Origin of the sequence: Paludibacillus litoralis (genome assembly GCF_037646705.1) — a bacterium.
In the GTDB taxonomy this organism is placed as follows: domain Bacteria; phylum Pseudomonadota; class Alphaproteobacteria; order Rhodobacterales; family Rhodobacteraceae; genus Pikeienuella; species Pikeienuella litoralis.
The window spans coordinates 413,150-433,977 of the sequence record NZ_JBBHER010000004.1 but is presented as its reverse complement, the minus strand read 5'-3'; the positions used below and the strand labels follow the sequence as shown (position 1 = coordinate 433,977).

Annotated in this window: 19 protein-coding genes; 14 read left to right on the top strand and 5 right to left on the bottom strand. The window is 68.1% G+C overall.

What is annotated here, in order from left to right:
- Positions 1–5: 5 nt before the first annotated feature.
- A complete protein-coding gene (locus tag WG921_RS08790; protein ID WP_340108841.1) occupies positions 6–482 on the bottom strand; it encodes a (2Fe-2S)-binding protein in 477 nt (158 codons plus the stop codon).
- 94 nt (positions 483–576) lie between these two features.
- Complete coding sequence (locus WG921_RS08785) at positions 577–1,095, bottom strand: CoxG family protein (RefSeq protein ID WP_340108840.1); 519 nt, start codon at positions 1,093–1,095, stop codon at positions 577–579.
- A gap of 248 nt (positions 1,096–1,343) precedes the next feature.
- Here WG921_RS08785 and WG921_RS08780 point away from each other — a divergent pair, with 248 nt between their 5' ends.
- From WG921_RS08780 to WG921_RS08760, 5 genes are all read left to right on the top strand, one after another.
- The gene (locus tag WG921_RS08780; RefSeq protein ID WP_340108839.1) at positions 1,344–2,876 is read left to right on the top strand and encodes an acyl-CoA carboxylase subunit beta; all 1,533 of its coding nucleotides are present in this window, start codon (positions 1,344–1,346) and stop codon (positions 2,874–2,876) included.
- Between the two features lie 124 nt (positions 2,877–3,000).
- Positions 3,001–3,135, top strand: coding sequence for a hypothetical protein (locus tag WG921_RS08775; protein ID WP_340108838.1), 135 nt, complete (start codon positions 3,001–3,003; stop codon positions 3,133–3,135).
- Positions 3,136–3,163: 28 nt separating this feature from the next.
- Positions 3,164–3,406, top strand: coding sequence for a cupin domain-containing protein (locus WG921_RS08770; RefSeq protein WP_340108837.1), 243 nt, complete (start codon positions 3,164–3,166; stop codon positions 3,404–3,406).
- Between the two features lie 72 nt (positions 3,407–3,478).
- Positions 3,479–3,823, top strand: a complete 345-nt coding sequence (locus WG921_RS08765) for a hypothetical protein (protein WP_340108836.1) — start codon at positions 3,479–3,481, stop codon at positions 3,821–3,823.
- A 115-nt stretch (positions 3,824–3,938) separates the two neighbouring features.
- Positions 3,939–4,166, top strand: a complete 228-nt coding sequence (locus tag WG921_RS08760) for a hypothetical protein (protein ID WP_340108835.1) — start codon at positions 3,939–3,941, stop codon at positions 4,164–4,166.
- A gap of 83 nt (positions 4,167–4,249) precedes the next feature.
- Here the strand turns inward: WG921_RS08760 and WG921_RS08755 are convergent, their stop codons facing one another.
- Complete coding sequence (locus tag WG921_RS08755) at positions 4,250–4,918, bottom strand: peptidoglycan-binding domain-containing protein (RefSeq protein WP_340108834.1); 669 nt, start codon at positions 4,916–4,918, stop codon at positions 4,250–4,252.
- Entirely contained in the window at positions 4,919–6,346 is a 1,428-nt protein-coding gene (locus WG921_RS08750) for a choice-of-anchor L domain-containing protein (RefSeq protein WP_340108833.1), read from the bottom strand.
- 249 nt (positions 6,347–6,595) lie between these two features.
- Between WG921_RS08750 and WG921_RS08745 the strand changes: the two genes are divergently transcribed.
- Together WG921_RS08745 and WG921_RS08740 are read left to right on the top strand one after the other, a co-directional pair.
- The gene (locus WG921_RS08745; RefSeq protein ID WP_340108832.1) at positions 6,596–8,593 is read left to right on the top strand and encodes an acetyl/propionyl/methylcrotonyl-CoA carboxylase subunit alpha; all 1,998 of its coding nucleotides are present in this window, start codon (positions 6,596–6,598) and stop codon (positions 8,591–8,593) included.
- 43 nt (positions 8,594–8,636) lie between these two features.
- Positions 8,637–9,374, top strand: coding sequence for a hypothetical protein (locus tag WG921_RS08740; RefSeq protein WP_340108831.1), 738 nt, complete (start codon positions 8,637–8,639; stop codon positions 9,372–9,374).
- Positions 9,375–9,517: 143 nt separating this feature from the next.
- Here the strand turns inward: WG921_RS08740 and WG921_RS08735 are convergent, their stop codons facing one another.
- Entirely contained in the window at positions 9,518–9,931 is a 414-nt protein-coding gene (locus WG921_RS08735) for a DUF4174 domain-containing protein (RefSeq protein WP_340108830.1), read from the bottom strand.
- Positions 9,932–10,096: 165 nt separating this feature from the next.
- On the opposite strand from WG921_RS08735, the gene scpA reads away from it, so the two are divergent.
- From scpA to deoC, 7 genes are all read left to right on the top strand, one after another.
- Positions 10,097–12,232, top strand: a complete 2,136-nt coding sequence (gene scpA, locus WG921_RS08730; RefSeq protein WP_340108829.1) for a methylmalonyl-CoA mutase — start codon at positions 10,097–10,099, stop codon at positions 12,230–12,232.
- Between the two features lie 108 nt (positions 12,233–12,340).
- On the top strand, positions 12,341–12,976 hold the full coding sequence (locus WG921_RS08725) for a hypothetical protein (RefSeq protein WP_340108828.1): 636 nt from the start codon (positions 12,341–12,343) through the stop codon (positions 12,974–12,976).
- Between the two features lie 189 nt (positions 12,977–13,165).
- Positions 13,166–15,436, top strand: a complete 2,271-nt coding sequence (locus WG921_RS08720) for an NADP-dependent malic enzyme (protein WP_340108827.1) — start codon at positions 13,166–13,168, stop codon at positions 15,434–15,436.
- Between the two features lie 172 nt (positions 15,437–15,608).
- A complete protein-coding gene (locus WG921_RS08715) occupies positions 15,609–17,501 on the top strand; it encodes an AMP-binding protein (RefSeq protein WP_340108826.1) in 1,893 nt (630 codons plus the stop codon).
- Positions 17,502–17,670: 169 nt separating this feature from the next.
- Complete coding sequence (locus tag WG921_RS08710) at positions 17,671–18,471, top strand: response regulator (protein WP_340108825.1); 801 nt, start codon at positions 17,671–17,673, stop codon at positions 18,469–18,471.
- Complete coding sequence (locus WG921_RS08705) at positions 18,468–19,883, top strand: sigma-54-dependent transcriptional regulator (protein ID WP_340108824.1); 1,416 nt, start codon at positions 18,468–18,470, stop codon at positions 19,881–19,883. Before WG921_RS08710 ends, WG921_RS08705 begins: the two co-directional genes overlap by 4 nt.
- Before the next feature lie 134 nt (positions 19,884–20,017).
- Positions 20,018–20,824 (top strand): deoxyribose-phosphate aldolase, encoded by an 807-nt coding sequence (gene deoC, locus WG921_RS08700; RefSeq protein ID WP_340108823.1) that lies wholly within the window; start codon positions 20,018–20,020, stop codon positions 20,822–20,824.
- Positions 20,825–20,828: the final 4 nt, after the last annotated feature.

Here is a 20,828-nt window from a genome sequence, read left to right as displayed (position 1 = left end):
CCCTCCTATTCAGCCGCGATCATGGCGGCTGAAGCCGCCTGAATCGACTTCACGATGTTGTGGTACCCGGTGCACCGGCAGATATTGCCTTCGAGATAGGCGCGGATCTCGGTCTCGGAGGGGTTCGGGTTCCGCTTCAGGAGATCGGCGGCGGTCATCACCATGCCGGGGGTGCAGAAGCCGCATTGCAGGCCGTGATTGTCCTGGAACGCCTGCTGGATCACGCTGAGGGAGCCGTCGGGATTGGCCATCCCTTCGATGGTGACGACCTCGGCGCCGTCCGCGGCGGCGGCGAGCATGTTGCAGGTCTTGACGCTGTCGCCGTTCACATGCGCCACGCAGGCGCCGCATTGCGCGGTGTCGCAGCCGACATGCGTGCCGGTGAGGCCGAGATGCTCGCGGAGGAACTGAACCAGAAGCGTTCGCCCCTCGACCTCTCCCGACACGGACTCGCCATTCACGGTCATTGAAATCTTCGGCATCTCATCCTCCCTGGATATCCTGGCGCCACGCGGGGCGCCGTCATCTTGGTCTCGCCCGGTCGGGCGTGTCAGTCGCGCTCAAAAGGTCCCGGGATCACCCGGTCAGCCGTTTGAGCCATGATTTCTTTTCCTCGGCGGGGGCGTCGTCCGGCGGCGGCTCCTCGCCCTCCGGGTCGCCCTCGACCACCTTCTGGAAGGTGGTGAAGAACTGATCCGCCATCTTCTTCGCGAAGCCGTCGATCAGGCGCGCGCCGAGCTGCGCGATCTTGCCGCCGACCTTGGCGTCGACGTCATAGGCGAGCGACGTGCCGCCCTCGACCTCTTCGAGGCGCACATTCGCGCCGCCCTTGGCGAATCCGGCGGCGCCGCCCTTGCCTTCGCCCGAGATCCGGTAGCTTTCAGGCGCGTTGATCTCCGAGAGCTCGACCGCGCCGCGAAAGGTGGCGGAAACCGGCCCGACCTTCTGCTTCACGGTCGCCTCGAACGAGGTCTCCGACGTCTTGGTGAGTTCGGTGCAGCCCGGGATGCAGGCTTTCAGAGCGTCCGGGTCGTTCAGAGCCGCCCAGACAACGTCCCGAGGCGCCGAGATCACCCGGGTTCCGGTCAATTGCATTGTCGCCTCCTCTTGCGCGCCGGCTTAAACGCTAATCGATAGTCGGCCATGGGAACAAGATGCTTTCAGCGAAAAGCGGTATTCCGCCACGCGGGGGTAATGAGCAGGGGCGATGACAGGCGCGCGCGCGGGCGGCGCGTATTTTTTGTCGCTGCGGCGTCACTGCGGTTTTGCAAAGTTTTGCGGCTGCGGCTATGGCCTTCTCCGACGTCGCGCAGCAAAAACAGTGGGAAAGCGGGAGGAATCGCATGGCTGACGTACTTGTCGAACTGGAGCGGCGGCGGGAAGGGGCCCGGATGGGCGGGGGCGAGCGGCGCATCGCCTCCCAGCATGGCAAGGGCAAGTTGACCGCGCGCGAGCGAATCGAGCTTCTGCTCGATGAGGGCAGCTTCGAGGAGTACGACATGTTCGTCGCTCATCGCTGCGCCGATTTCGGCATGGACGCGGAGCATATCCCCGGCGACGGCGTCGTCACCGGCTGGGGCACGGTGAACGGGCGCGTGGTCTACGTGTTCAGCCAGGATTTCACGGTCTTCGGCGGCTCGCTCTCGGAGACGCACGCGCGGAAGATCTGCAAGATCCAGGACATGGCGCTCCGCAACGGGGCGCCGGTGATCGGGCTGAACGATTCCGGCGGCGCGCGGATCCAGGAGGGCGTCGCCTCGCTCGCGGGCTACGCCGACGTCTTCCAGAACAACGTGCTCGCCTCGGGCGTGGTGCCGCAGATCTCGGTGATCATGGGGCCCTGCGCGGGCGGCGCGGTCTATTCGCCGGCGATGACGGATTTCATCTTCATGGTGCGCGACTCGAGCTACATGTTCGTGACCGGCCCGGACGTGGTGAAGACCGTGACCAACGAGGTGGTGACGGCCGAGGAGCTCGGCGGCGCCTCCACCCATACGCGCAAATCCTCGGTCGCGGACGGGGCCTACGAGAACGATGTCGAGGCGCTGGCGGAGATCCGGCGGCTGGTGGATTTCCTGCCGCTCTCGAACCGCGAGAAGCCGCCGACGCGGCCGTTCTTCGACGATCCGCTGCGGCTGGAGCCGAGCCTCGACACGCTGATCCCGGCCAATCCGAACACGCCCTACGACATGAAGGAGTTGATCCTCAAGGTCGCGGATGAGGCGGATTTCTTCGAGATTCAGGCGGAGTTCGCCAAGAACATCATCACCGGGTTCATCCGGATCGAGGGGCGGACGGTCGGCGTCGTCGCCAATCAGCCGATGGTGCTGGCCGGGTGCCTCGATATCGATTCGTCGCGGAAGGCCGCCCGTTTCGTGCGGTTCTGCGACGCGTTCGAGATCCCGATCCTGACCTTCGTGGACGTGCCCGGATTCCTGCCCGGCACCGGGCAGGAATATGGCGGCGTCATCAAGCATGGCGCGAAGCTGCTCTTCGCCTATGGCGAGGCGACGGTGCCGAAAGTCACTGTGATCACGCGGAAAGCCTATGGCGGGGCCTATGACGTCATGGCGTCGAAACATCTCCGGGGCGACATGAACTACGCCTGGCCGACGGCGGAGATCGCGGTGATGGGGGCGAAGGGCGCGGTGGAGATCCTCTATCGTTCGGAGCTGGGCGACCCCGAGAAGATCGCGGCGCGGGTGAAGGATTACGAGGACCGCTTCGCCAACCCGTTCGTGGCGGCGGAGATGGGCTTCATCGACGAGGTGATCCGGCCGCAATCGACGCGGCGCCGGGTGGCGCGGGCGTTCGCGGCGCTCAGGACGAAGAAGTTGAGCAATCCTTGGAAGAAGCACGATAATATTCCGCTCTGAGGGCGGCGCGGCGCGCTCTCGGAATGGCGGCCGGCCGGGTCCGGCCGGCTTGACTTGATGCGGCGCGCTTCGCTTGGGCCAGGCCCGGCGGCGGCGCGGGGCGTGGTCCGCCCCGGAGGAGGTCATGCCTGAACTCCACAAGAACCAGGCCTTCGCCATCTCCCACGCCGATTCCGGCAAGGTTGAGGGCGCGGGGCTTCGGCCGCTTTTCGAATACCGCAAGCTCGGGATCGACGGCGCGACGGGGGGGCGCCTATGACGCGCGCGTCATTCGCGCGGTTCGCGGCATGGAGAGCCCGGGGGCGCGGCGCGCGCATGACCTCGGCTTTCAGATGGTCTATGTGCTGAAGGGTTGGGCGGCGTTCGAATATGAAGGCGCGGGCGCGCATCTCTCGCGGGCGGGCTCCTCGGTGCTTCAGCCGCCGGGGATCAGGCGCCGCGAAGCGCGCCATTCCGACGATCCGGAGCTGCTGGAGATCGTCTCTCCGGCGGCGTTTGAAACGGCCGAGGCGACGGCCCCGAGGGTGTAAAATGGTTAACGTGATTTTCTGTAAAAAATTTACAGGCTCCGGGCGGCGGCGCGGGGCCGGGGAGGGGGCGGCGTGCTGAAGCACAGGGGCATGCCGGGGCGGTTCCCCGGCACCGATCTCCAGTTCACGATCCGGCGCGCGGCGAAGAAGGCGACGCCTCTGATCGCGCGCCCGCGCCATGCGGACCGGAAGAAAGGCGACCTCGAGGCGGACGCGTTCTTTCTCGCCTCGCTGATCGATCTTTACGGGGAAGAGCCGTTCCCGCGCGGCAATCTCGACGCCGGGCGGCTCTCCTGGCTGCTCGGGCGGGAGGTGGTCCCGGCGGAGGAGAATTTCGCGCCGGATTCCTATGACGCGCTGCTCCGGGTCGACCTCGACGCGGTGGCGAAGAGCTTCCCCGAGGCGCTGCCGCGCTAAGGTTTCGGGACATGTCGGCGCGGCCGCGAATATGTGAGCGCGGCGCGCATCATTTCGCCACATTCATCTTTGATTTACCGGCTTGGAGTCACTTTCGCCCCAGGGGGAGAATCACATGCGGTTGGAACATGTTGTCGCCGGAATCATCATCGTCGTCGCGCTCACGGCTTGCGGGACCAACCCCGAACGGCGGGCGCTGACCGGCGGCGGGCTCGGCGCGGCCGCGGGCGCGGTCGGAACCGCCATCGTCGGCGGGCCGGTGCTGGCCGGCGCGGCGGTGGGCGCGGCCGCAGGCGCGGTGGTCGGCGCGGTCAGCGACCCGCGAAAGATCAATCTCGACTGAAATTCGGGCGGCGGGCGCGGTCTCGCGCCCTTTCCGCTCCTGATGTGAGTCGTCGCGCCGGCGTCAACGCCGGCGCGAATGATTCAGTCGCCCGGGCGCATGAACAGCTCGAACAGAGTCTTCTGATCGGGAAGGCCGGTCTCTTCGAGGCCGCGCGCCTTCTGGAAGGCGAGGAAGGCGTCGGAGGCGGTCTGGTCGAATTCGGCCTCCACCGGGCCGGGGGCGAAGCCTTCGGCGGCGAGCCGGCGTTTCGCCGCGTCGAGGACCGCGCTGTAAATCGCGAAGCCGCGCCCGCCGCGCCGAACCCCTTCGAGCTTCGATGAGGCGGAGAGGGCCATCGGGGCCATTTGCTGAATCAGGCGCGCGAACGCGTCGAGAAAGCGGGTCTCCTCCGGCACCTGGCCGCATGCGGACCGGGTCATGCCGAGGAGAGTCTCGGTCGATTGCCAGGGCGCGAGGTCATAGGCGCCGTCGGTGAACTGGTTGAGCCCGGTGAGATAGCCCGAGAGCCAGCCGGCGTATTGCGCGAGATCGCGGTTGCCTTCGTCCCAGGCCTTGAGAAAGGCGCCGCAGGTCTGCGCGCCCGCGTCCTTGATCGCGAAGGCGCCGTCGGCGTCGGCGGCGTGAGCGGCGCCTCCGAAAATGCAGAAGGCCGCCGCGGCCGCGGCGGCGAAGGGTCCGGCGACCGCCCCCGCGGGGCGGCGCCCCGGTGGGGCGGAGGGCGCGCGGCGCGCCCTCCGCTGGGGCCGCATTCAGGCCGCCCGAACGGCGCGCCGACGGCGCGCGACGAAGCCGAATCCGGCGAGGCCGCCGAGATAGAGCAGCATCGAGGCCGGGAGCGGCACCGCGCCGACGCTGTCGTCCATGACGATCGGGGTCATGCTCACCACGGTCTGGAAGGTCTGCCCGACGAAGCTGACGCCGGTCGGGAAGGCCAGCTGGTTCAGCGGATCGAGCGCGAGCGCCTCATCGATTCCGGTCAGGGTGAAGAAGGTCGGATTCAGGCCGAACTCGTCGAAGAAATTCAGGGTCTGACCGGCGGCGATAAGCGCCGACTCCGCGCCGACGGTGATGATGTAGCCGTCGACGTCCGCGACCGTGGCGAGCGAGGGCGCGGTCACGGTGGCGAATTCGCCGCCGTTGATCTCATACTCGTAGCCGACCGCGATGGGCGGATCGATCCAGGCGGTCTCGCCCGCGGCGAGCCCGTCGGGGATTTCGATCTCGAACGCGCCGGTTTCCGGGTCCGGCGGGTTGTTCGGCAGGATCGGATTGAATTCGCTGGCGCCGACGCCGCCGGCGGTCGGGTCCGAGAAGAGGCTGGAGAGATAGACGGTCGAATCGTACCCGTCATCGTTGCTGTCGGCGAGAATGATGGTGAACGTGTTCGCCGCGCTTGGGTTGATCGGCACGTCGAAGCGCAGCACCGGGTTGCCGTTCGGCGCGAGAACGCCGTTCAGCTCGGTGCCGGGGATCTCCGCGAAATCAGGATGGTCGATGTTGATCGGCAGGAGCGGATCGCCCGGCTGCCCGCCCGTCTGAAGCGTGCCGGCGTAGTTCACGCCGTTGACGTAAAGGCCGAACCCGTCATTGAAGCCGGAGTCCACGAAGACCGGAAACTCCTCCGAGCCGAAGGTCGCGAAGAAGGTGACGGTCTCGGCCGGGGTCTGGGCGAAGAAGTCGATGTCGAGCTGGACGACGTCGAAATGCTCGTTTTGGCCGGTGATCGGGAAAAGCAGGTCGTGCTGCTCAGGCGTCGCCGAGCCGAAAAACCCGCTCTCGTCGATCTCGATCGGGCCTGAGCCCCCCGAGGACTCAGCGATGAAGAACGGGCCGTCGCCGCCGTCGCCGCCGCCGTCGCCCTCTTCGAAATTGCCGAAGGATCCGGAAGTGCTTCCACTCGTGTTCGGGCCGGTCCCATAGCTGGACACGTATCCGGTGGAGAGGACGATGCCGGAGTTCGGCAACCCGTAGGTGCCGGCCAGATTGGTGTAGAGCCCGGCCTGCCCGAACTCCCCGGACAACGAGGCGTTCATGATGCTCAGATCGGTGTTGAGAAACAGCGTCGACGCGAGCGCGCCGGAATTATCCGTCTCGGTGATGGACAGCGCGGACGCCGGCGCCGCGAGCGCGCCTACGGCGATCGCCGCCGCGGCGGCGGAGCAAAATGCGGATCTCATGTAGTTCCCCCAGTGAAGATGTCTACAATAAACAGAATCAGGCACATACAAACTCGTGAAAATTGTTAACATTTTTTATATGAATTTTCTATGCGTGAAATGTCACACGTCGAATCGGACGCCGCGCAGCGCCGCCCGAGGCGAGGCGCAGGGCGCGGTTGGACGCCGCCGCCGAACATAATAGAAGGGGGGCGCGGCGCGCCGGCGAGAGGCGGGTCCGCGCCAGAGAAATTCATGAGGGACCGCCGGATGTTCAAGAAGATCCTGATCGCCAACCGGGGCGAGATCGCCTGTCGGGTCATCAAAACCGCGAAGAAGATGGGGATCGCGACGGTCGCGGTCTATTCCGACGCGGATCGGCGCGCGCTGCATGTGCGGATGGCGGACGAGGCGGTGCGCATCGGCCCGGCGCCGGCGAACCAGTCCTATATCGTGATCGAGAACATCATGGCCGCGATCCGCGAGACCGGGGCGGACGCGGTGCATCCGGGTTACGGGTTCCTCTCCGAGAACCGGCGATTCGCGGAGGCGCTGGAGGAGGCGGGCGTCGCCTTCATCGGGCCGCCGGCCGGCGCGATCGAGGCGATGGGGGACAAGATCACCTCCAAGAAGCTGGCGGCGGAGGCCGGGGTCTCCACGGTGCCGGGGCATATGGGGCTGATCGCGGACGCGGACGAGGCGGCGCGAATCGCGGGCGAGATCGGCTATCCGGTGATGATCAAGGCCTCGGCCGGCGGCGGCGGCAAGGGGATGCGCATCGCCTGGACCGACGCGGAGGCGCGCGAGGGGTTCCAATCCTCGAAGAACGAGGCGGCGGCGTCCTTCGGCGACGACCGGATCTTCATCGAGAAATTCGTCACCCAGCCCCGGCATATCGAGATTCAGGTGCTGGGCGACAAGCACGGGACCTGCCTCTGGCTCAATGAGCGGGAATGCTCGATCCAGCGGCGGAATCAGAAGGTGATCGAGGAGGCGCCCTCGCCGTTTCTCGACGCCGAGACGCGGCGCGCGATGGGCGAGCAGGCGGTCGCGCTGGCGAAGGCGGTGAATTACAGCTCCGCCGGGACGGTGGAGTTCATCGTCGACGGCGACCGCAATTTCTATTTCCTCGAGATGAACACAAGGCTTCAGGTCGAGCATCCGGTGACCGAGCTGATCACCGGGATCGACCTCGTGGAGCAGATGATCCGCGTCGCGGCCGGCGAGAAGCTCGCCTTCGGGCAGGCGGATGTCGGCATCAACGGCTGGGCGATGGAGAGCCGGCTCTACGCGGAGGACCCCTATCGCGGGTTCCTGCCGTCGATCGGCCGGCTCAGCCGCTATCGCCCGCCGGAGGAGGCCGAGGGGCGGGTGCGCAACGACACCGGGGTGTTCGAGGGCGGCGAGATCTCGATGTATTACGATCCGATGATCGCCAAGCTCTGCACCTGGGGCGAGACGCGGAGCGCGGCGATCGAGGAGATGCGCGGCGCGCTCGACGCGTTCGAGGTCGAGGGGATCGGCCATAACCTGCCGTTCCTCGCGGCGGTGATGGACCATCCGAAATTCATCGCCGGGACCATCACCACCGCTTTCATCGCCGAAGAGTATCCGGAGGGATTCGAGGGCGTGACGCTGGGCGAAGCGGAGCTCAGGCGGGTCGCGGCGGCGGCGGCGGCGATGCACCGGGTGGCGGAGATCCGCCGGGCGCGGATCTCGGGCCGGATGGACAATCACGAGCGGACGGTCGGCCGCGACTGGGTGGTCGAGCTGCAGGACGCGCGGTTCGACGTGACCGTGGACGCGGACCCGGACGGCGCGACGGTGACGTTCAAGGACGGGGACGGGCCGGCGCTGCGCGTCGTCTCGGACTGGACGCCGGGGCGGAGCCTCGCGAAGCTCGGCGTCGACGGCGCGGCGCTGGTTCTGAAGGTGGAGGAGATCACCTCCGGCTTCCGGCTCCGGACCCGCGGCGCGGATCTGAAGGCGCGCGTGCGCACCCCGCGGCAGGCGGAGCTGGCGGCGCTGATGCCGGTGAAGACGCCGCCGGACACCTCGAAGCTGCTGCTCTGCCCGATGCCGGGGCTGGTCGTCTCCATCGCGGTCGAGGCGGGCGAGGAGGTTCAGGAGGGGCAGGCGCTCTGCACGGTCGAGGCGATGAAGATGGAGAACGTGCTTCGCGCGGAGCGGAGGGGCGTCGTCGCCAGGATCAACGCCGAGGCGGGCGCCAGCCTGGCGGTGGACGATGTGATCATGGAGTTCGAATAGAGCCGGGGCCGATACGGGACGGATCCGAAACGGGACGGGGCCGATGCGCCATATCTTTCTCCTGATCGTTCTGGTGAGCGCCGCGCTGGCGGGGTTCGCGCTCTGGACCATCGGGGAGGCGCCGCGGCCGCTGGATCCGCGAATCCTTCAGGCGGCGGCGGCGGGCGCGCTGGTCGGGGTCGGCTGGGGCGTCACCTTTCTCGCGCAGGAATATCAGCGCTGGCGGGAGCGCGAGACGATCCGGATCGAGACGCAGATGGCGCTCCGGGCGGAGATCAGCGATTTCGCGGCCACCGTCGCCTACGCCGATCTCAAGACTCACGGCGCCGAGATGGACGCCGCGATTCTCGGGGGGGACGACGAGGGGAAGGGCGCGTTCCACGTCTTCGTGCCGCGCGCGAAGAACAAGATGATCTTCGACATGCTGGGCGACAAGGTGCGCCATGTCGGCCCGGCCTCGGTCGATCATGTGATCTGGTTCTACAGCCAGATCGCGGATGTCGAGGCGTTCGCGGAGGATCTGAATTCGGCGGCGTATCGGAGGCTGCCGGCGGACCGGCGGGCGAAGGCCTACCGGCATTACATCCAGATGACGGCGGAGGCGAAGCGGCGGGCGGATCTGGCGATCGCGGCGTTGACCGCGGCGCTCGGCGACGGAGCGGAGAGCGAGACGAACGACGAAAAGACGCTGGAGAGGGCGAAGCTTGACCGGCGCGCGGAGCGGAAGGCCGAACTCCGCGCCTGGCTCAATAGCCGGGCTGAGGCCCCGGGCGGCCGGTGATGGGCCCCTGCGACGGCAGTTTCTGGATCGGCGGCGTCTTCATCGGCGCGGCTCCCCTATCAGGCCGCCCCGAACGGGCGGCGGATGACGAGATGAAGATAAGCGGCGCGGGCCGCGCGCGCAAGGCGGCGGGCGGCCCGGGCTCACTGGCCGGCCTTGCGCCGCTCGTCGACCTCCTGCTGGCGGAGCGGGGTCCGGTCGATCATCCGGGTCAGCGCGTCGACCGCCATCGGCCGGGGGCGGCGGAGCTTGATCTCCCCATCCTTGTCGATCAGGATTATCGTGAAGCCGCGCGGGTGCAGCGCCCTGCGGAGCGGGCCTTTCGCGGCGGGATCTGTGTCCGTCAGCAGGACGACGTCGCGATCCTCGATGTCGGCCTTGCGGCGGTCGAAATCGGCCATCTGCCGGATGAAGCTCGGATCTCTCGGGCTGTCGGCGAAGACGATCACGGGGCGCGCCTCCCAGAGATACTGGGCGAGCGGATCTTCGTCGGCCGTCGCCGGAGCGGCGGCGAATGCGGCGATGAGCCCGAAGGCGAGGGCGAAGGCGAGACGCATGCGGTGATCTCCTTTGACCGTCAACATAACCACGCTCGCCGGCAATGCGAGGGCGGGATCGGCGAGGACGGTCGGGGGATACCCCTCGCCGGCCGATGCGACTAGACTATTCAGCGGAAGACATGATGCCGCGGCGCGTCCGGCGCCGGCGGCGGGAGAACCGACATGACCGAGAATTCCGAGCTTGCCGCCTGGCGCGCGCGCGCCGAAAAGGAGCTGAAAGGGCGCGACCCTTCGAGCCTGACCTGGGAGACCCCGGAGGGAATCGCGGTGAAGCCGCTCTACACCGCGGCGGACCTGGAGGGGATGGATCATCTCGGCTCGCTGCCGGGCGCGGCGCCGTTCGTGCGCGGGCCGCGCTCGACCATGTACGCGGGGCGGCCGTGGACGATCCGGCAATACGCGGGATTCTCGACGGCGGAGGAATCCAACGCCTTCTACCGCAAGGCGCTGGCGGCGGGGCAGAAGGGGCTCTCGGTCGCCTTCGATCTGGCGACGCACCGGGGCTATGACAGCGACCACGAGCGCGTGGAGGGCGATGTCGGCAAGGCCGGCGTCGCCATCGACAGCGTGGAGGACATGAAGATCCTCTTCGACGGCATCCCGCTGAAGGAGATGTCGGTCTCGATGACGATGAACGGCGCGGTGATTCCGGTGCTGGCGAATTTCATCGTGGCGGGGGAGGAGCAGGGCTGCGCGCCGGCCGATCTTTCGGGCACGATCCAGAACGACATCCTGAAAGAGTTCATGGTGCGGAACACCTATATCTATCCGCCGGAGCCCTCGATGCGGATCGTCTCCGACATCATCGCCTACACGGCGAAGAACATGCCGCGCTACAACTCGATCTCGATCTCCGGCTACCACATGCAGGAGGCGGGCGCGAACCTGGTGCAGGAGCTGGCCTTCACGCTGGCGGACGGCAAGGAATACGTGCGCGCCGCGATCGAGGCGGGAATGGACGTGGACGCCTTCGCGGGAAGGCTCTCGTTCTTCTTCGCCATCGGGATGAATTTCTTCATGGAGGCGGCGAAGCTGCGCGCGGCGCGGCTGCTCTGGCACCGGATCATGGAGGAGGCCGGCGCGAAGAAGGACAGCTCCAAGATGCTGCGCACCCATTGCCAGACCTCGGGCGTCTCCCTCGCGGAGCAGGACCCTTACAACAATGTCGTGCGCACGGCCTATGAGGCGCTGTCGGCGGCGCTCGGCGGCACGCAATCGCTCCACACCAACAGTTTCGACGAGGCGCTGGCGCTGCCGACCGAGTTCTCGGCGCGGATCGCGCGGAACACGCAGCTCATCCTCCAGCATGAGACCGGGGTGACCAAGGTCGTCGATCCGCTGGCCGGCTCCTATTACGTCGAGAGCCTGACCAAGGAGCTGGCCGACGCCGCCTCGGCGCTGATCGCGGAGGTGGACGCGATGGGCGGCATGACCAAGGCGGTCGCCTCCGGCATGCCGAAGCTCCGCATCGAGGAGAGCGCGGCGAAACGGCAGGCCGCGATCGACCGGGGCGAGGAGGTCGTCGTCGGGGTCAACAAGTACCGGCTCGAGAAGGAGGACGATCTCGAGATCCGGAGCATCGACAACGCCGAGGTGCGGCGCGCCCAGATCGCGCGGCTGAAGAGCGTGCGCGCGAACCGGGACCAGGCGGCCTGCGACGCGGCGCTCGGCGCGCTGGAGGCCGGCGCGCGGGACGGGACCGGAAACCTCCTCGCGCTCGCGGTCGAGGCGGCGCGGGCGCGGGCCACGGTCGGCGAGATCTCCAGCGCGATGGAGAAGGCGTTCGGGCGGCACAGAGCGGAGGTGAAGACATTGGCGGGCGTATATGGCGCGGCCTACGAGGGCGACGCGGGCTTCGCCGCGATCCAGCGCGAGGTCGAGGAATTCGCGGAGCGCGAGGGGCGCCGGCCGCGGATGCTGGTGGTGAAGATGGGCCAGGACGGCCATGACCGGGGCGCGAAGGTGATCGCCACCGCCTTCGCCGATATCGGCTTCGACGTCGATGTCGGCCCGCTGTTCCAGACCCCGGAGGAGGCGGCGCGGGACGCGGTGGACAACGACGTGCACATCGTCGGCGTCTCCAGCCAGGCGGCGGGGCATCTGACCCTGGCGCCGAAGCTGGTCGAGGCGCTCCGCAAGGCGGGCGCGGATAACGTGATCGTCATCTGCGGCGGGGTGATCCCGAGCCAGGATCATCAGGCGCTGAAGGACGCGGGGGTGACGGCGATCTTCGGGCCGGGCACCAACATTCCGGAGGCGGCGCGCGAGATCCTCAAGCTGATCCCGACGGCGGCCTGAGGCGCGGCGGCGGGGCGGAGCGGGGCGGCGGCGTTCCCGGCGGGCGCGTCTTCGATGGAATGATCGCCCGTCGAGGCGTATGATCGGCCGGATCGGAGGAGCACCGCCATGCGTTCCCTTCTTCTCGCCGCCCTGATCTCGATCGGATCCGCCGCCGCCGCCGCCCCGATCGGCGTTCTCGGCGGCGCGCCGGCGGATTTCGGCGCCGGCTACACATCCCGCGATCTGACCGGCGCGCCCGACCCCTGGCCCGATGGCGGCGCGGTGGCCGGCGGCGCCGTCGCCATCGCGCCCGGACGCGCGGTCGAGGCGATCTTCCGCGGCGGCGACGCCGACGCCTGGAGCGCCGTTTTCGGCGACGGCCGGGCGTTTTCCAGCGCCTCCGCCCCCGGCGACCGCATCTCCGGGCTGAGCGCCGCCGCGTTCCTCGCGCTGTTCTTTTCGAATGAAGGGGCGGGCGCGCCGCTCGGCGCCCCTTCGGTGGCGCTGCAGGTCTTCGGCGACACGCTCGAAATCGGCTGGGACGGAACGTCCTCCGAGAAAGATCATGGCTACGCGCGCATCGTCGCGATCGTCGGGCCGGCCGCGGTTCCGGCGCCGGCGTCGGCGCTTCTTCTGGTCAGCGCGCTCGCGGCGCTCTGCGCGGCGGGCGGGCGGCGCCGCTTCGCCCGAGACGACTCGGCGCCGAGGAATGGCCGCGGGCCGCGCCCGCACGATATTGTCATCGCCCGCCGCGGCGCATGAAGGCGCGCGCCCATCGGAGCTTTCGCGCGCCAATCGCCCGGTATTGAAGCGCCGGCGCCGCCGAAAAGGCCGGCGCGCGCGCGATTTTCTTCAGATGATTTCTTCTATTGAGAGAGCGGCTTGCTCTGGCGCAGGGGCGTGTTCCGGGCCTAGAGTGGGGAAAACAAGAACCATTCGGGAGAAGCGTCTGTGACTGACGAGACCAATAACGCCCGCGCCGCGCTGCGCGAGGACGCGCTGCGCTATCATGAAGAGGGCCGCCCGGGAAAGCTGGAGGTGCGCGTCACCAAGCCGATGTCGACGGCGCGGGACCTGTCGCTCGCCTATTCTCCCGGCGTCGCGGACGCCTGCCTCGCGATCACGGAGGACGCGGAGGCGGCGGCGCGCTACACCGGCAAGGGCAATCTCGTCGCGGTCATCACCAACGGGACCGCGGTGCTCGGGCTCGGCGATATCGGCGCGCTGGCCTCGAAGCCGGTGATGGAGGGCAAGGCGGCGCTGTTCAAGAAATTCGCCAATATCGACTGTCATGACATCGAGGTGAACGAGACCGACCCGAAGAAGCTCGCCGAAATCGTGATCGCGCTGGAGCCGACCTACGGGGCGGTGAATCTCGAGGACATCAAGGCGCCGGAATGTTTCGAGGTCGAGCGCATCTGCAAGGAGCGGATGAACATCCCGGTCTTCCATGACGACCAGCACGGCACCGCCATCGTCTGTTGCGCGGCGGCGGTGAACGCGCTGAAGATCTCCAACCGGAAGTTCGAGGACATCAAGCTCACGGTTTCGGGCGGCGGCGCGGCGGGCACGGCCTGCATCAAGCTGATGGTCGCCATGGGCGTGCGGCCGGAGAACATCCTCGTCTGCGACCGCTCCGGCGTGATCCATACCGGCCGCGCCGATCTCACGCCGGACAAGGCGGTCCATGCGCGCGACACGGACGCGCGGACCCTGGCCGACGCGGTGAAAGGGGCGGACATGTTCCTCGGCGTCTCCGCGCCCGGCGTGCTGACGGCGGAGATGGTGAAGACGATGGCGAAGGCGCCGATCATCTTCGGCCTCGCCAACCCGGTGCCGGAGATCATGCCCGACGTCGCGCGGGACGCGGCGCCGGACGCGCTGATCGCGACCGGGCGGTCCGATTATCCGAACCAGGTCAACAACGTGCTCTGCTTTCCGTTCATCTTCCGCGGCGCGCTCGACGTCGGCGCGACGGAGATCAACGAGGAGATGAAGATCGCCTGCGTCCACGCCATCGCGGCGCTGGCGCGCGCGCCCTCCACCGCGGAGGCGGCGGCGGCCTATTCGGGCGAGGCGCTGGTCTTCGGGCCGGACTATCTGATCCCGAATCCGTTCGACCCGCGGCTGCTCTCGGTCGTCGCGACGGCGGTGGCGAAGACGGCGATGGAGACCGGCGTCGCGCGGCGGCCGCTGGCGGATGTGGAGGCCTATCGGCGGAACCTGCTCTCCTCCGTGTTCCGGACCGGGTTCGCGATGAAGCCGATCTTCGAGCGGGCGATGTCGGTTCCGTCGCGGCGGATCGTCTTCGCGGAGGGCGAGGACGAGCGCGCGCTCCGCACCGCGCAGAGCATGCTTCAGGACGGGGTGGACAAGCCGGTCATCATCGGCCGGCCCAATGTGGTGCAGGACCGGCTGGACAAGATGGGCGTCCGCCTGACGGCGGGCGACGATTTCGAGATCGTGAACCCCGAGGACGACCCGCGCTACTTCGAATACTGGAACAGCTATTACGACCTGGTGAAGCGCGACGGCGTCTCCACCGATCTCGCCAAGGCGATGATTCGCACCAACACCACCGCCATCGCCGCGACCATGGTGCACCGGGGCGAGGCCGACAGCATGATCTGCGGCCTGTTCGGCGAATATGGCTGGCATCTGAAGCACGTCACCGAGGTTCTGGCGCGGGACGGGCGGCACGCGATCGGCGCGCTCTCGCTCCTGATCGTGGATTCGGGGCCGCTGTTCATCGCCGACACCCATGTCCACGAGAGCCCGAGCGCGGAGCAGATCGTCGAGATCGCGCTGGCCTCGGCCGAGATCATCCGCGATTTCCGGCTGGAGCCGAAGGCGGCGTTCGTCTGCAACTCCAATTTCGGCACGGTCCGGCAACCCGACGCGGAGAAGATGCGCCGGGCGGTCGAGCTGATGGAGGCGGCGGGGGCCGATTTCGAATATGAGGGCGAGATGCATGTCGACACCGCGATGGAGCCGAAGATCCGGGCCCGCATCTTCCCCGGCAGCCGGCTGACGGGCGCGGCCAACCTGCTGATCATGCCGAACGCCAGCGCGGCGAGCGTGGCGCGGAACCTGCTGAAGACGGTCGGCGTCGGCATGGGGGTCGGCCCGATCCTGATGGGGCTCGGCGGGAAGGCGCATATCGTCACACCGTCGACGACCACGCGCGGGCTGATCAACGTGGCGGCGTTGGCGGGAGGCTGAGCCGATCGGCGGCGTCCCGCGCGGGGCGCCGCCGGCTTTTGAACGCGTCGTCCTCGCCGCGCCCGAAGGCGCGCCGGGGGCGAATCCCCCCCGTCAAGAGCTCGATGCGCCTTGCCGATCGCGGCCTTTCGTGCTTTTCCATTGGGATACGGAAAAAGAAGGAAATGCGGCGATGGGCTATCGGGAGACATACGATAACTGGCGGGCCGATCCGGAAGCGTTCTGGATGGCGGCGGCCGAGGACATCGATTGGGTGAAGGCCCCGACCCGGGCGCTCTTCTCCGAGAACGCCCCGCTTTACCAATGGTTCTCCGACGGCGAGATGAACACCTGCTGGAACGCGGTGGACCGGCATGTCGCGGCCGGGCGCGGCGACCAGCCGGCGATCCTCTATGACAGCCCCGCGACCGGCGCGAAGCGGACGGTGACCTACGCCGAATTGCAGGAGCTGACCGCGCGGCTCGGCGGGGCGCTGGCGGCGCGGGGCGTCGGCAAGGGCGACCGGGTCGTGATCTACATGCCGATGGTGCCCGAGGCGGCGGTGGCGATGCTGGCCTGCGCCCGGATCGGCGCGGTGCATTCGGTGGTGTTCGGCGGGTTCGCCTCGAAAGAGCTGGCGGTGCGGATCGACGATTGCAAGCCGAAGGCGGTGCTGGCGGCGTCCTGCGGCGTGGAGCCGGGGCGGATCGTGGACTACAAGCCGCTGCTCGACGGCGCGATCGAGATGGCCGATCACAAGCCGGACTTCACCGTGGTCCTGCAGCGGCCCGAGAGGGTGGCGACGCTGATCGACGGGCGGGACCATGAATGGTTCGCCTTCCAGGACGGGGCGGCGCCGGCGGAGTGCGTTCCGGTCGGCGGGGCGGATCCGCTGTATATCCTCTACACCTCCGGGACGACCGGGGCGCCGAAGGGCGTGGTGCGCGCCGCCGGCGGCCATGCGGTGGCGCTGAACTGGACGATGTCGAATTTCTACGGCGTCGGCGTCGGCGACGTGTTCTGGACGGCGTCGGATGTCGGCTGGGTGGTCGGCCATTCCTACATCGTCTACGGGCCTCTGATCCGGGGCTGCTCCTCGGTTCTCTATGAGGGAAAGCCGGTGGGCACGCCGGACGCCGGCGCGTACTGGCGGGTGATCTCGGAATACGGGGTGAAGAGCTTCTTCACCGCGCCGACCGCGTTCCGCGCGATCAAGCGGGAGGACCCGAAGGGCGCGCTGGTGAAGGATTACGACATCTCGTCGCTCCAGACGCTGTATCTCGCCGGGGAGCGCTCCGACACCGACACGGTTCATTGGGCGGAGGACCGGCTCGGCGTGCCGGTGGTGGATCACTGGTGGCAGACCGAGACCGCATGGGCGATCACCGGCACGCCGCTGGGGATGGAGCCGGAGATGGAGGTCCGCGTCGGATCCACCGGGGTTCCGATGCCGGGCTACGACATTCGCATCCTCGACGAGGACGGCGGCGAGATGGAGCCGGGAGAGCTGGGCGCGGTGGCGGTGAAGCTGCCGCTGCCGCCGGGAAGCCTGCCGACGCTCTGGAACGCCGAGGAGCGCTACAAGAAATCCTATCTCGAGAAATTCCCTGGCCATTACGAGACCGGCGACGCCGGCGTGCGGGACAGGGACGGATATTTCTACATCATGGCGCGCACCGATGATGTGATCAACGTCGCCGGGCACCGGCTGTCGACCGGCGCGATGGAGGAGGTGATCTGCGATCACGCCGATGTCGCGGAATGCGCGGTGGTCGGCGTGGCGGACGATCTGAAGGGGCAGTTGCCGCTGGCGTTCCTCTGCCTCAACAAGGGAGTCGGGCGGAGCGAGGACGAGATCGTCTCCGAATGCGTGGCGCTGATCCGCGAGCGGATCGGCCCGGTGGCCGCGTTCCGCACCGCGCTGGTGGTGGACCGGCTGCCGAAGACGCGCTCGGGCAAGATCCTGCGCGGGGTCATGGGCAAGATCGCCGATGGCGCGCCCTACAAGGCGCCGGCGACGATCGACGACATGTCGATTCTCGACGAAATCGGCGCCGCCCTGACGAAGATCGGCTATCCGCGCTGACGCGATGGCTTTCGCGGGCGTCGGCGAGCGATATCTAATAGAGAGGATGAACGTGGCCCGGTTCCGCCGGCGCCCGCGCGAGCGCGGGCGTTAATTCGTCATTCGCAAAGTTGGACTAAGCCCTACATCCAGTAAAAGATGTGGGTGATTTGTCGGGAAGGAAACTCGTATGCCCGCATCTGCCGAAGACGAGCTGGAGCGCCTTGACGGCATGACCATACTTTTGGCGGAAGACAATGTCGTCAACCAGATGGTGGCGGCGCAAATGTTGGAGACCCTCGGAGCGGAGGTCGACATCGCGGCCGACGGCGTGATCGCGCTGGACCGGCTGAAGGGGCGGAGCTACGATGTGCTGCTGATCGACATCGAGATGCCCCGCGTCTCCGGGCTGGACGTGATCCGGTCGATCCGGGCTGGCGAAGAGCCGCTGGCCTCCGCGCCGGTGATCGCGCTCACAGCCTATGCGATGCAGGAGCATCGCGAGAAGATCATGCAGGTCGGAGCGGATGGCGTGATCACGAAGCCGATCACCACGATCAAGCAATTCGGGCTCGATATTCTGTCGATCATGGATCTGCGCGCGGCCGGGGGCGCGGGCCGCAAACCGAGCGCGCCCGGCGCCGCGGTGATCGACCTGACGATCTATGAAAGCCTCGCGGCCTCGATCGGCGCCGGGGGCATGGTCGAGCTTCTGAAGCGGGTCGAGATCGATCTCTCCAGCGTGAAGGCCGATATCGCGGCGGCGGTCGACGCCGGCGACACGCATGAGATGCTGCGCGCGAGCCATATCCTGATCTCGGTCGCCGGCTCCATCGGCGCGGTCCGGCTGCAGCGGCTGGCGGAAAACCTCAACCGGCTGGCGGAAAACGACGACGCCGACGCGATGGCGGATCCGGCGGGGCAGGCGGGCGTCGAGCTTGACCGGGTTCTCGATTTCGTCGCCGCGGCGCGCAGGGATGCGGCGCCATGAACGCCCGGGCCGTGCAACCGATCCTCCTGGTCGAAGATACGCGGTCCCTGGCGATGCTCTATGAATCGGTGTTGAGGTCGGCGGGATATGAGGTGGAGTGCGCCTATCTCGCAGAGGAGGCGGCCGAGAAGCACAAGGGCGCTGAGGGGCGGCTGGTGCTGCTCGATCTGATGCTTCCGGATGGCGACGGGCTCGATCTGCTGACCGACATGCGCGCCGCCGATCCGGGCGGCAAGGTGATCGTCGTCACCGCCAACGGCTCGATCAACCGGGCGGTGAGCGCCATGCGCGGCGGCGCGTTCGATTTTCTGGTGAAGCCGTTCGATGAGCGTAGGCTTCTCTCCGCGGTCGACAACGCGCTGGAGGAGATCGCGAAATCCGGAAGCGGGCCGCGCAAGCCGGCGCGGCCGGAAACGAGCGTCTTTCACGGCTTCATCGGCGGCTCCCCGGTCATGCGCGACGTCTACCGCCTGATCGGGGAGATCGGGCGCTCCACCGCGACGGTGTTCATCACCGGTGAAAGCGGCTCCGGCAAGGAGGTGGCGGCGCAGGCGATTCACGCCGAATCGGGGCGCGCGCGAGGCCCGTTCATCGCGTTGAACTGCGGCGCGATTCCGCGCGATCTGCTCGAATCGGAGGTGTTCGGGCATCTGAAGGGCTCCTTCACCGGCGCCATCGCCGACAAGCCGGGGGCGGCGGCCGCCGCGGATGGCGGGACGCTGTTCCTCGACGAGGTCTGCGAGATGGATCTCGCGCTTCAGACCAAGTTGTTGCGGTTTCTGCAAACCTCCACCGTGACGCCGGTCGGCGCGACGACGCCGCGAAAGGTGGACGCGCGCATCATCTGCGCGACCAACCGCAACCCGGTCGAGGAGGTGCGCGCCGGGCGGTTCCGCGAGGATCTGTTCTACCGGCTCCATGTGGTGCCGATCCATCTGCCGCCGCTCCGCGAGCGGGGCGACGACGTGATCGAGGCGGCCGAGGCCTTCCTCGCGCGCTATTCGGAGCAGGAGGGGAAGCGTTTCACCGCGCTCTCCCCCTGCCTGAAGGCGCGGCTCCGCGCGCTTCCCTGGCCCGGAAACGTGCGCCAGCTGCAGAACGTGATCTGGAACGTGGTCTTGCTTCATGACGCGGAGGTCGCGACGGAAAGCATGTTGCCGGCGGGCCTTCTGGAAGAAAGCCTGACGCCTCCGCGCCCGGCGGACGGGGCGCCGCCGATGGTGGAGGAGCAGCCGCTGTCGGCGCGGGTCGAGCCGCTCGTCGGTGCGACGATGGCCGAGATCGAGCGAGAATTCATCGAAGCCACCATCGCCGCGCATGGCGGCTCGATCCCGAAAGCGGCGCGGGTGCTGGATCTCAGCCCCTCCACGATCTACCGCAAGCGCGAGGGCTGGACGAAAGAGAACGCCTGAGCGGGGCTTGCCGCGCGCGGCGCGCGGCGCGATCATGCGCCGGAGCCAGCCGGGAGCCTGAACGCCGATGCCAACCAACCTGATCGGAGAGGCGAAAGAGGCCGCCGCCCGCGCCTTGACCGGGAGGCGCGGACGTGAGTGAGGACGAGGCCGACCTGCGCCGCGCGGCGCGCCGGGCGCTGCTCTCGGTCGATCTCACCAATCTGGAGGAGACGTGCGACGAAGCGGCGGCGACGGCGCTGGCGCGCCGGGCGATCACCGATTTCGGCGCGGTGTCGGCGGTGTGCGTCTGGCCGCGTTTCGTGGCGCTGGCGCACGGGCTTCTTGCGCATCAGGGGGTCAAGGTGGCGACCGTGGTCAACTTTCCCGGCGGCGACGAAGACAGCGGCGAGGTCGCGGATCTGACCGGGCGCGCGGTCGAGGACGGCGCGAGCGAGATCGACGTGGTGATCCCTTACGTCGATTTTCTGGAGGGAAACGAGGAAGCCGTCATCGCCGAGATCAAGCGCGTGCGCCGGGCGGCGGGGCCGGGGGTTCGGGTGAAGGCGATCCTGGAGACCGGGGCGCTGGAGACGAATGAGCGGATCGGCAAGGCGGCGGGGCTCGCGATCAAGGGCGGCGCGGACTTCCTGCAGAGCTCGACCGGCGCGATCGCGGCGGACGCCACGCTCCGCGCGACGCGGATGATGCTGGAGGCGATCCTGGCGGCGGAGGCGCCGGTCGGGCTGAAGCCGGCGGGCGGAATCAGGACGGCGCGCGAGGCGGCGAACTATCTCGCGCTCGCGGATGAGGTGATGGGCGCGGACTGGGCGACGCCGGCGACCTTCAGAATCGGGGCGTCGGAGGAGCTTCTCGACGCGTTGATCGAGACTCTGTCGGATGGAGACGAGGCCGAGGCCGAGGCGGCGCCGCGCGCCGCGGGGCCGGGCGGCCAGGCATGACGCG

Excerpts from the sequence above, each read along its gene's own strand:
- WG921_RS08790 (WP_340108841.1), bottom strand. The coding sequence starts at position 482 with ATGCCGAAGATTTCAATGACCGTGAATGGCGAGTCCGTGTCGGGAGAG.
- WG921_RS08735 (WP_340108830.1), bottom strand. The coding sequence starts at position 9,931 with ATGCGTCTCGCCTTCGCCCTCGCCTTCGGGCTCATCGCCGCATTCGCC.
- WG921_RS08705 (WP_340108824.1), top strand. The coding sequence starts at position 18,468 with ATGAACGCCCGGGCCGTGCAACCGATCCTCCTGGTCGAAGATACGCGG.
- WG921_RS08775 (WP_340108838.1), top strand. The coding sequence starts at position 3,001 with ATGCCTGAACTCCACAAGAACCAGGCCTTCGCCATCTCCCACGCCGAT.
- scpA (WP_340108829.1), top strand. The coding sequence starts at position 10,097 with ATGACCGAGAATTCCGAGCTTGCCGCCTGGCGCGCGCGCGCCGAAAAG.
- WG921_RS08750 (WP_340108833.1), bottom strand. The coding sequence starts at position 6,346 with ATGAGATCCGCATTTTGCTCCGCCGCCGCGGCGGCGATCGCCGTAGGC.
- WG921_RS08755 (WP_340108834.1), bottom strand. The coding sequence starts at position 4,918 with ATGCGGCCCCAGCGGAGGGCGCGCCGCGCGCCCTCCGCCCCACCGGGG.
- WG921_RS08725 (WP_340108828.1), top strand. The coding sequence starts at position 12,341 with ATGCGTTCCCTTCTTCTCGCCGCCCTGATCTCGATCGGATCCGCCGCC.
- WG921_RS08770 (WP_340108837.1), top strand. The coding sequence starts at position 3,164 with ATGGAGAGCCCGGGGGCGCGGCGCGCGCATGACCTCGGCTTTCAGATG.
- WG921_RS08780 (WP_340108839.1), top strand. The coding sequence starts at position 1,344 with ATGGCTGACGTACTTGTCGAACTGGAGCGGCGGCGGGAAGGGGCCCGG.
- WG921_RS08760 (WP_340108835.1), top strand. The coding sequence starts at position 3,939 with ATGCGGTTGGAACATGTTGTCGCCGGAATCATCATCGTCGTCGCGCTC.
- WG921_RS08710 (WP_340108825.1), top strand. The coding sequence starts at position 17,671 with ATGCCCGCATCTGCCGAAGACGAGCTGGAGCGCCTTGACGGCATGACC.
- WG921_RS08740 (WP_340108831.1), top strand. The coding sequence starts at position 8,637 with ATGCGCCATATCTTTCTCCTGATCGTTCTGGTGAGCGCCGCGCTGGCG.
- WG921_RS08745 (WP_340108832.1), top strand. The coding sequence starts at position 6,596 with ATGTTCAAGAAGATCCTGATCGCCAACCGGGGCGAGATCGCCTGTCGG.
- WG921_RS08715 (WP_340108826.1), top strand. The coding sequence starts at position 15,609 with ATGGGCTATCGGGAGACATACGATAACTGGCGGGCCGATCCGGAAGCG.
- WG921_RS08785 (WP_340108840.1), bottom strand. The coding sequence starts at position 1,095 with ATGCAATTGACCGGAACCCGGGTGATCTCGGCGCCTCGGGACGTTGTC.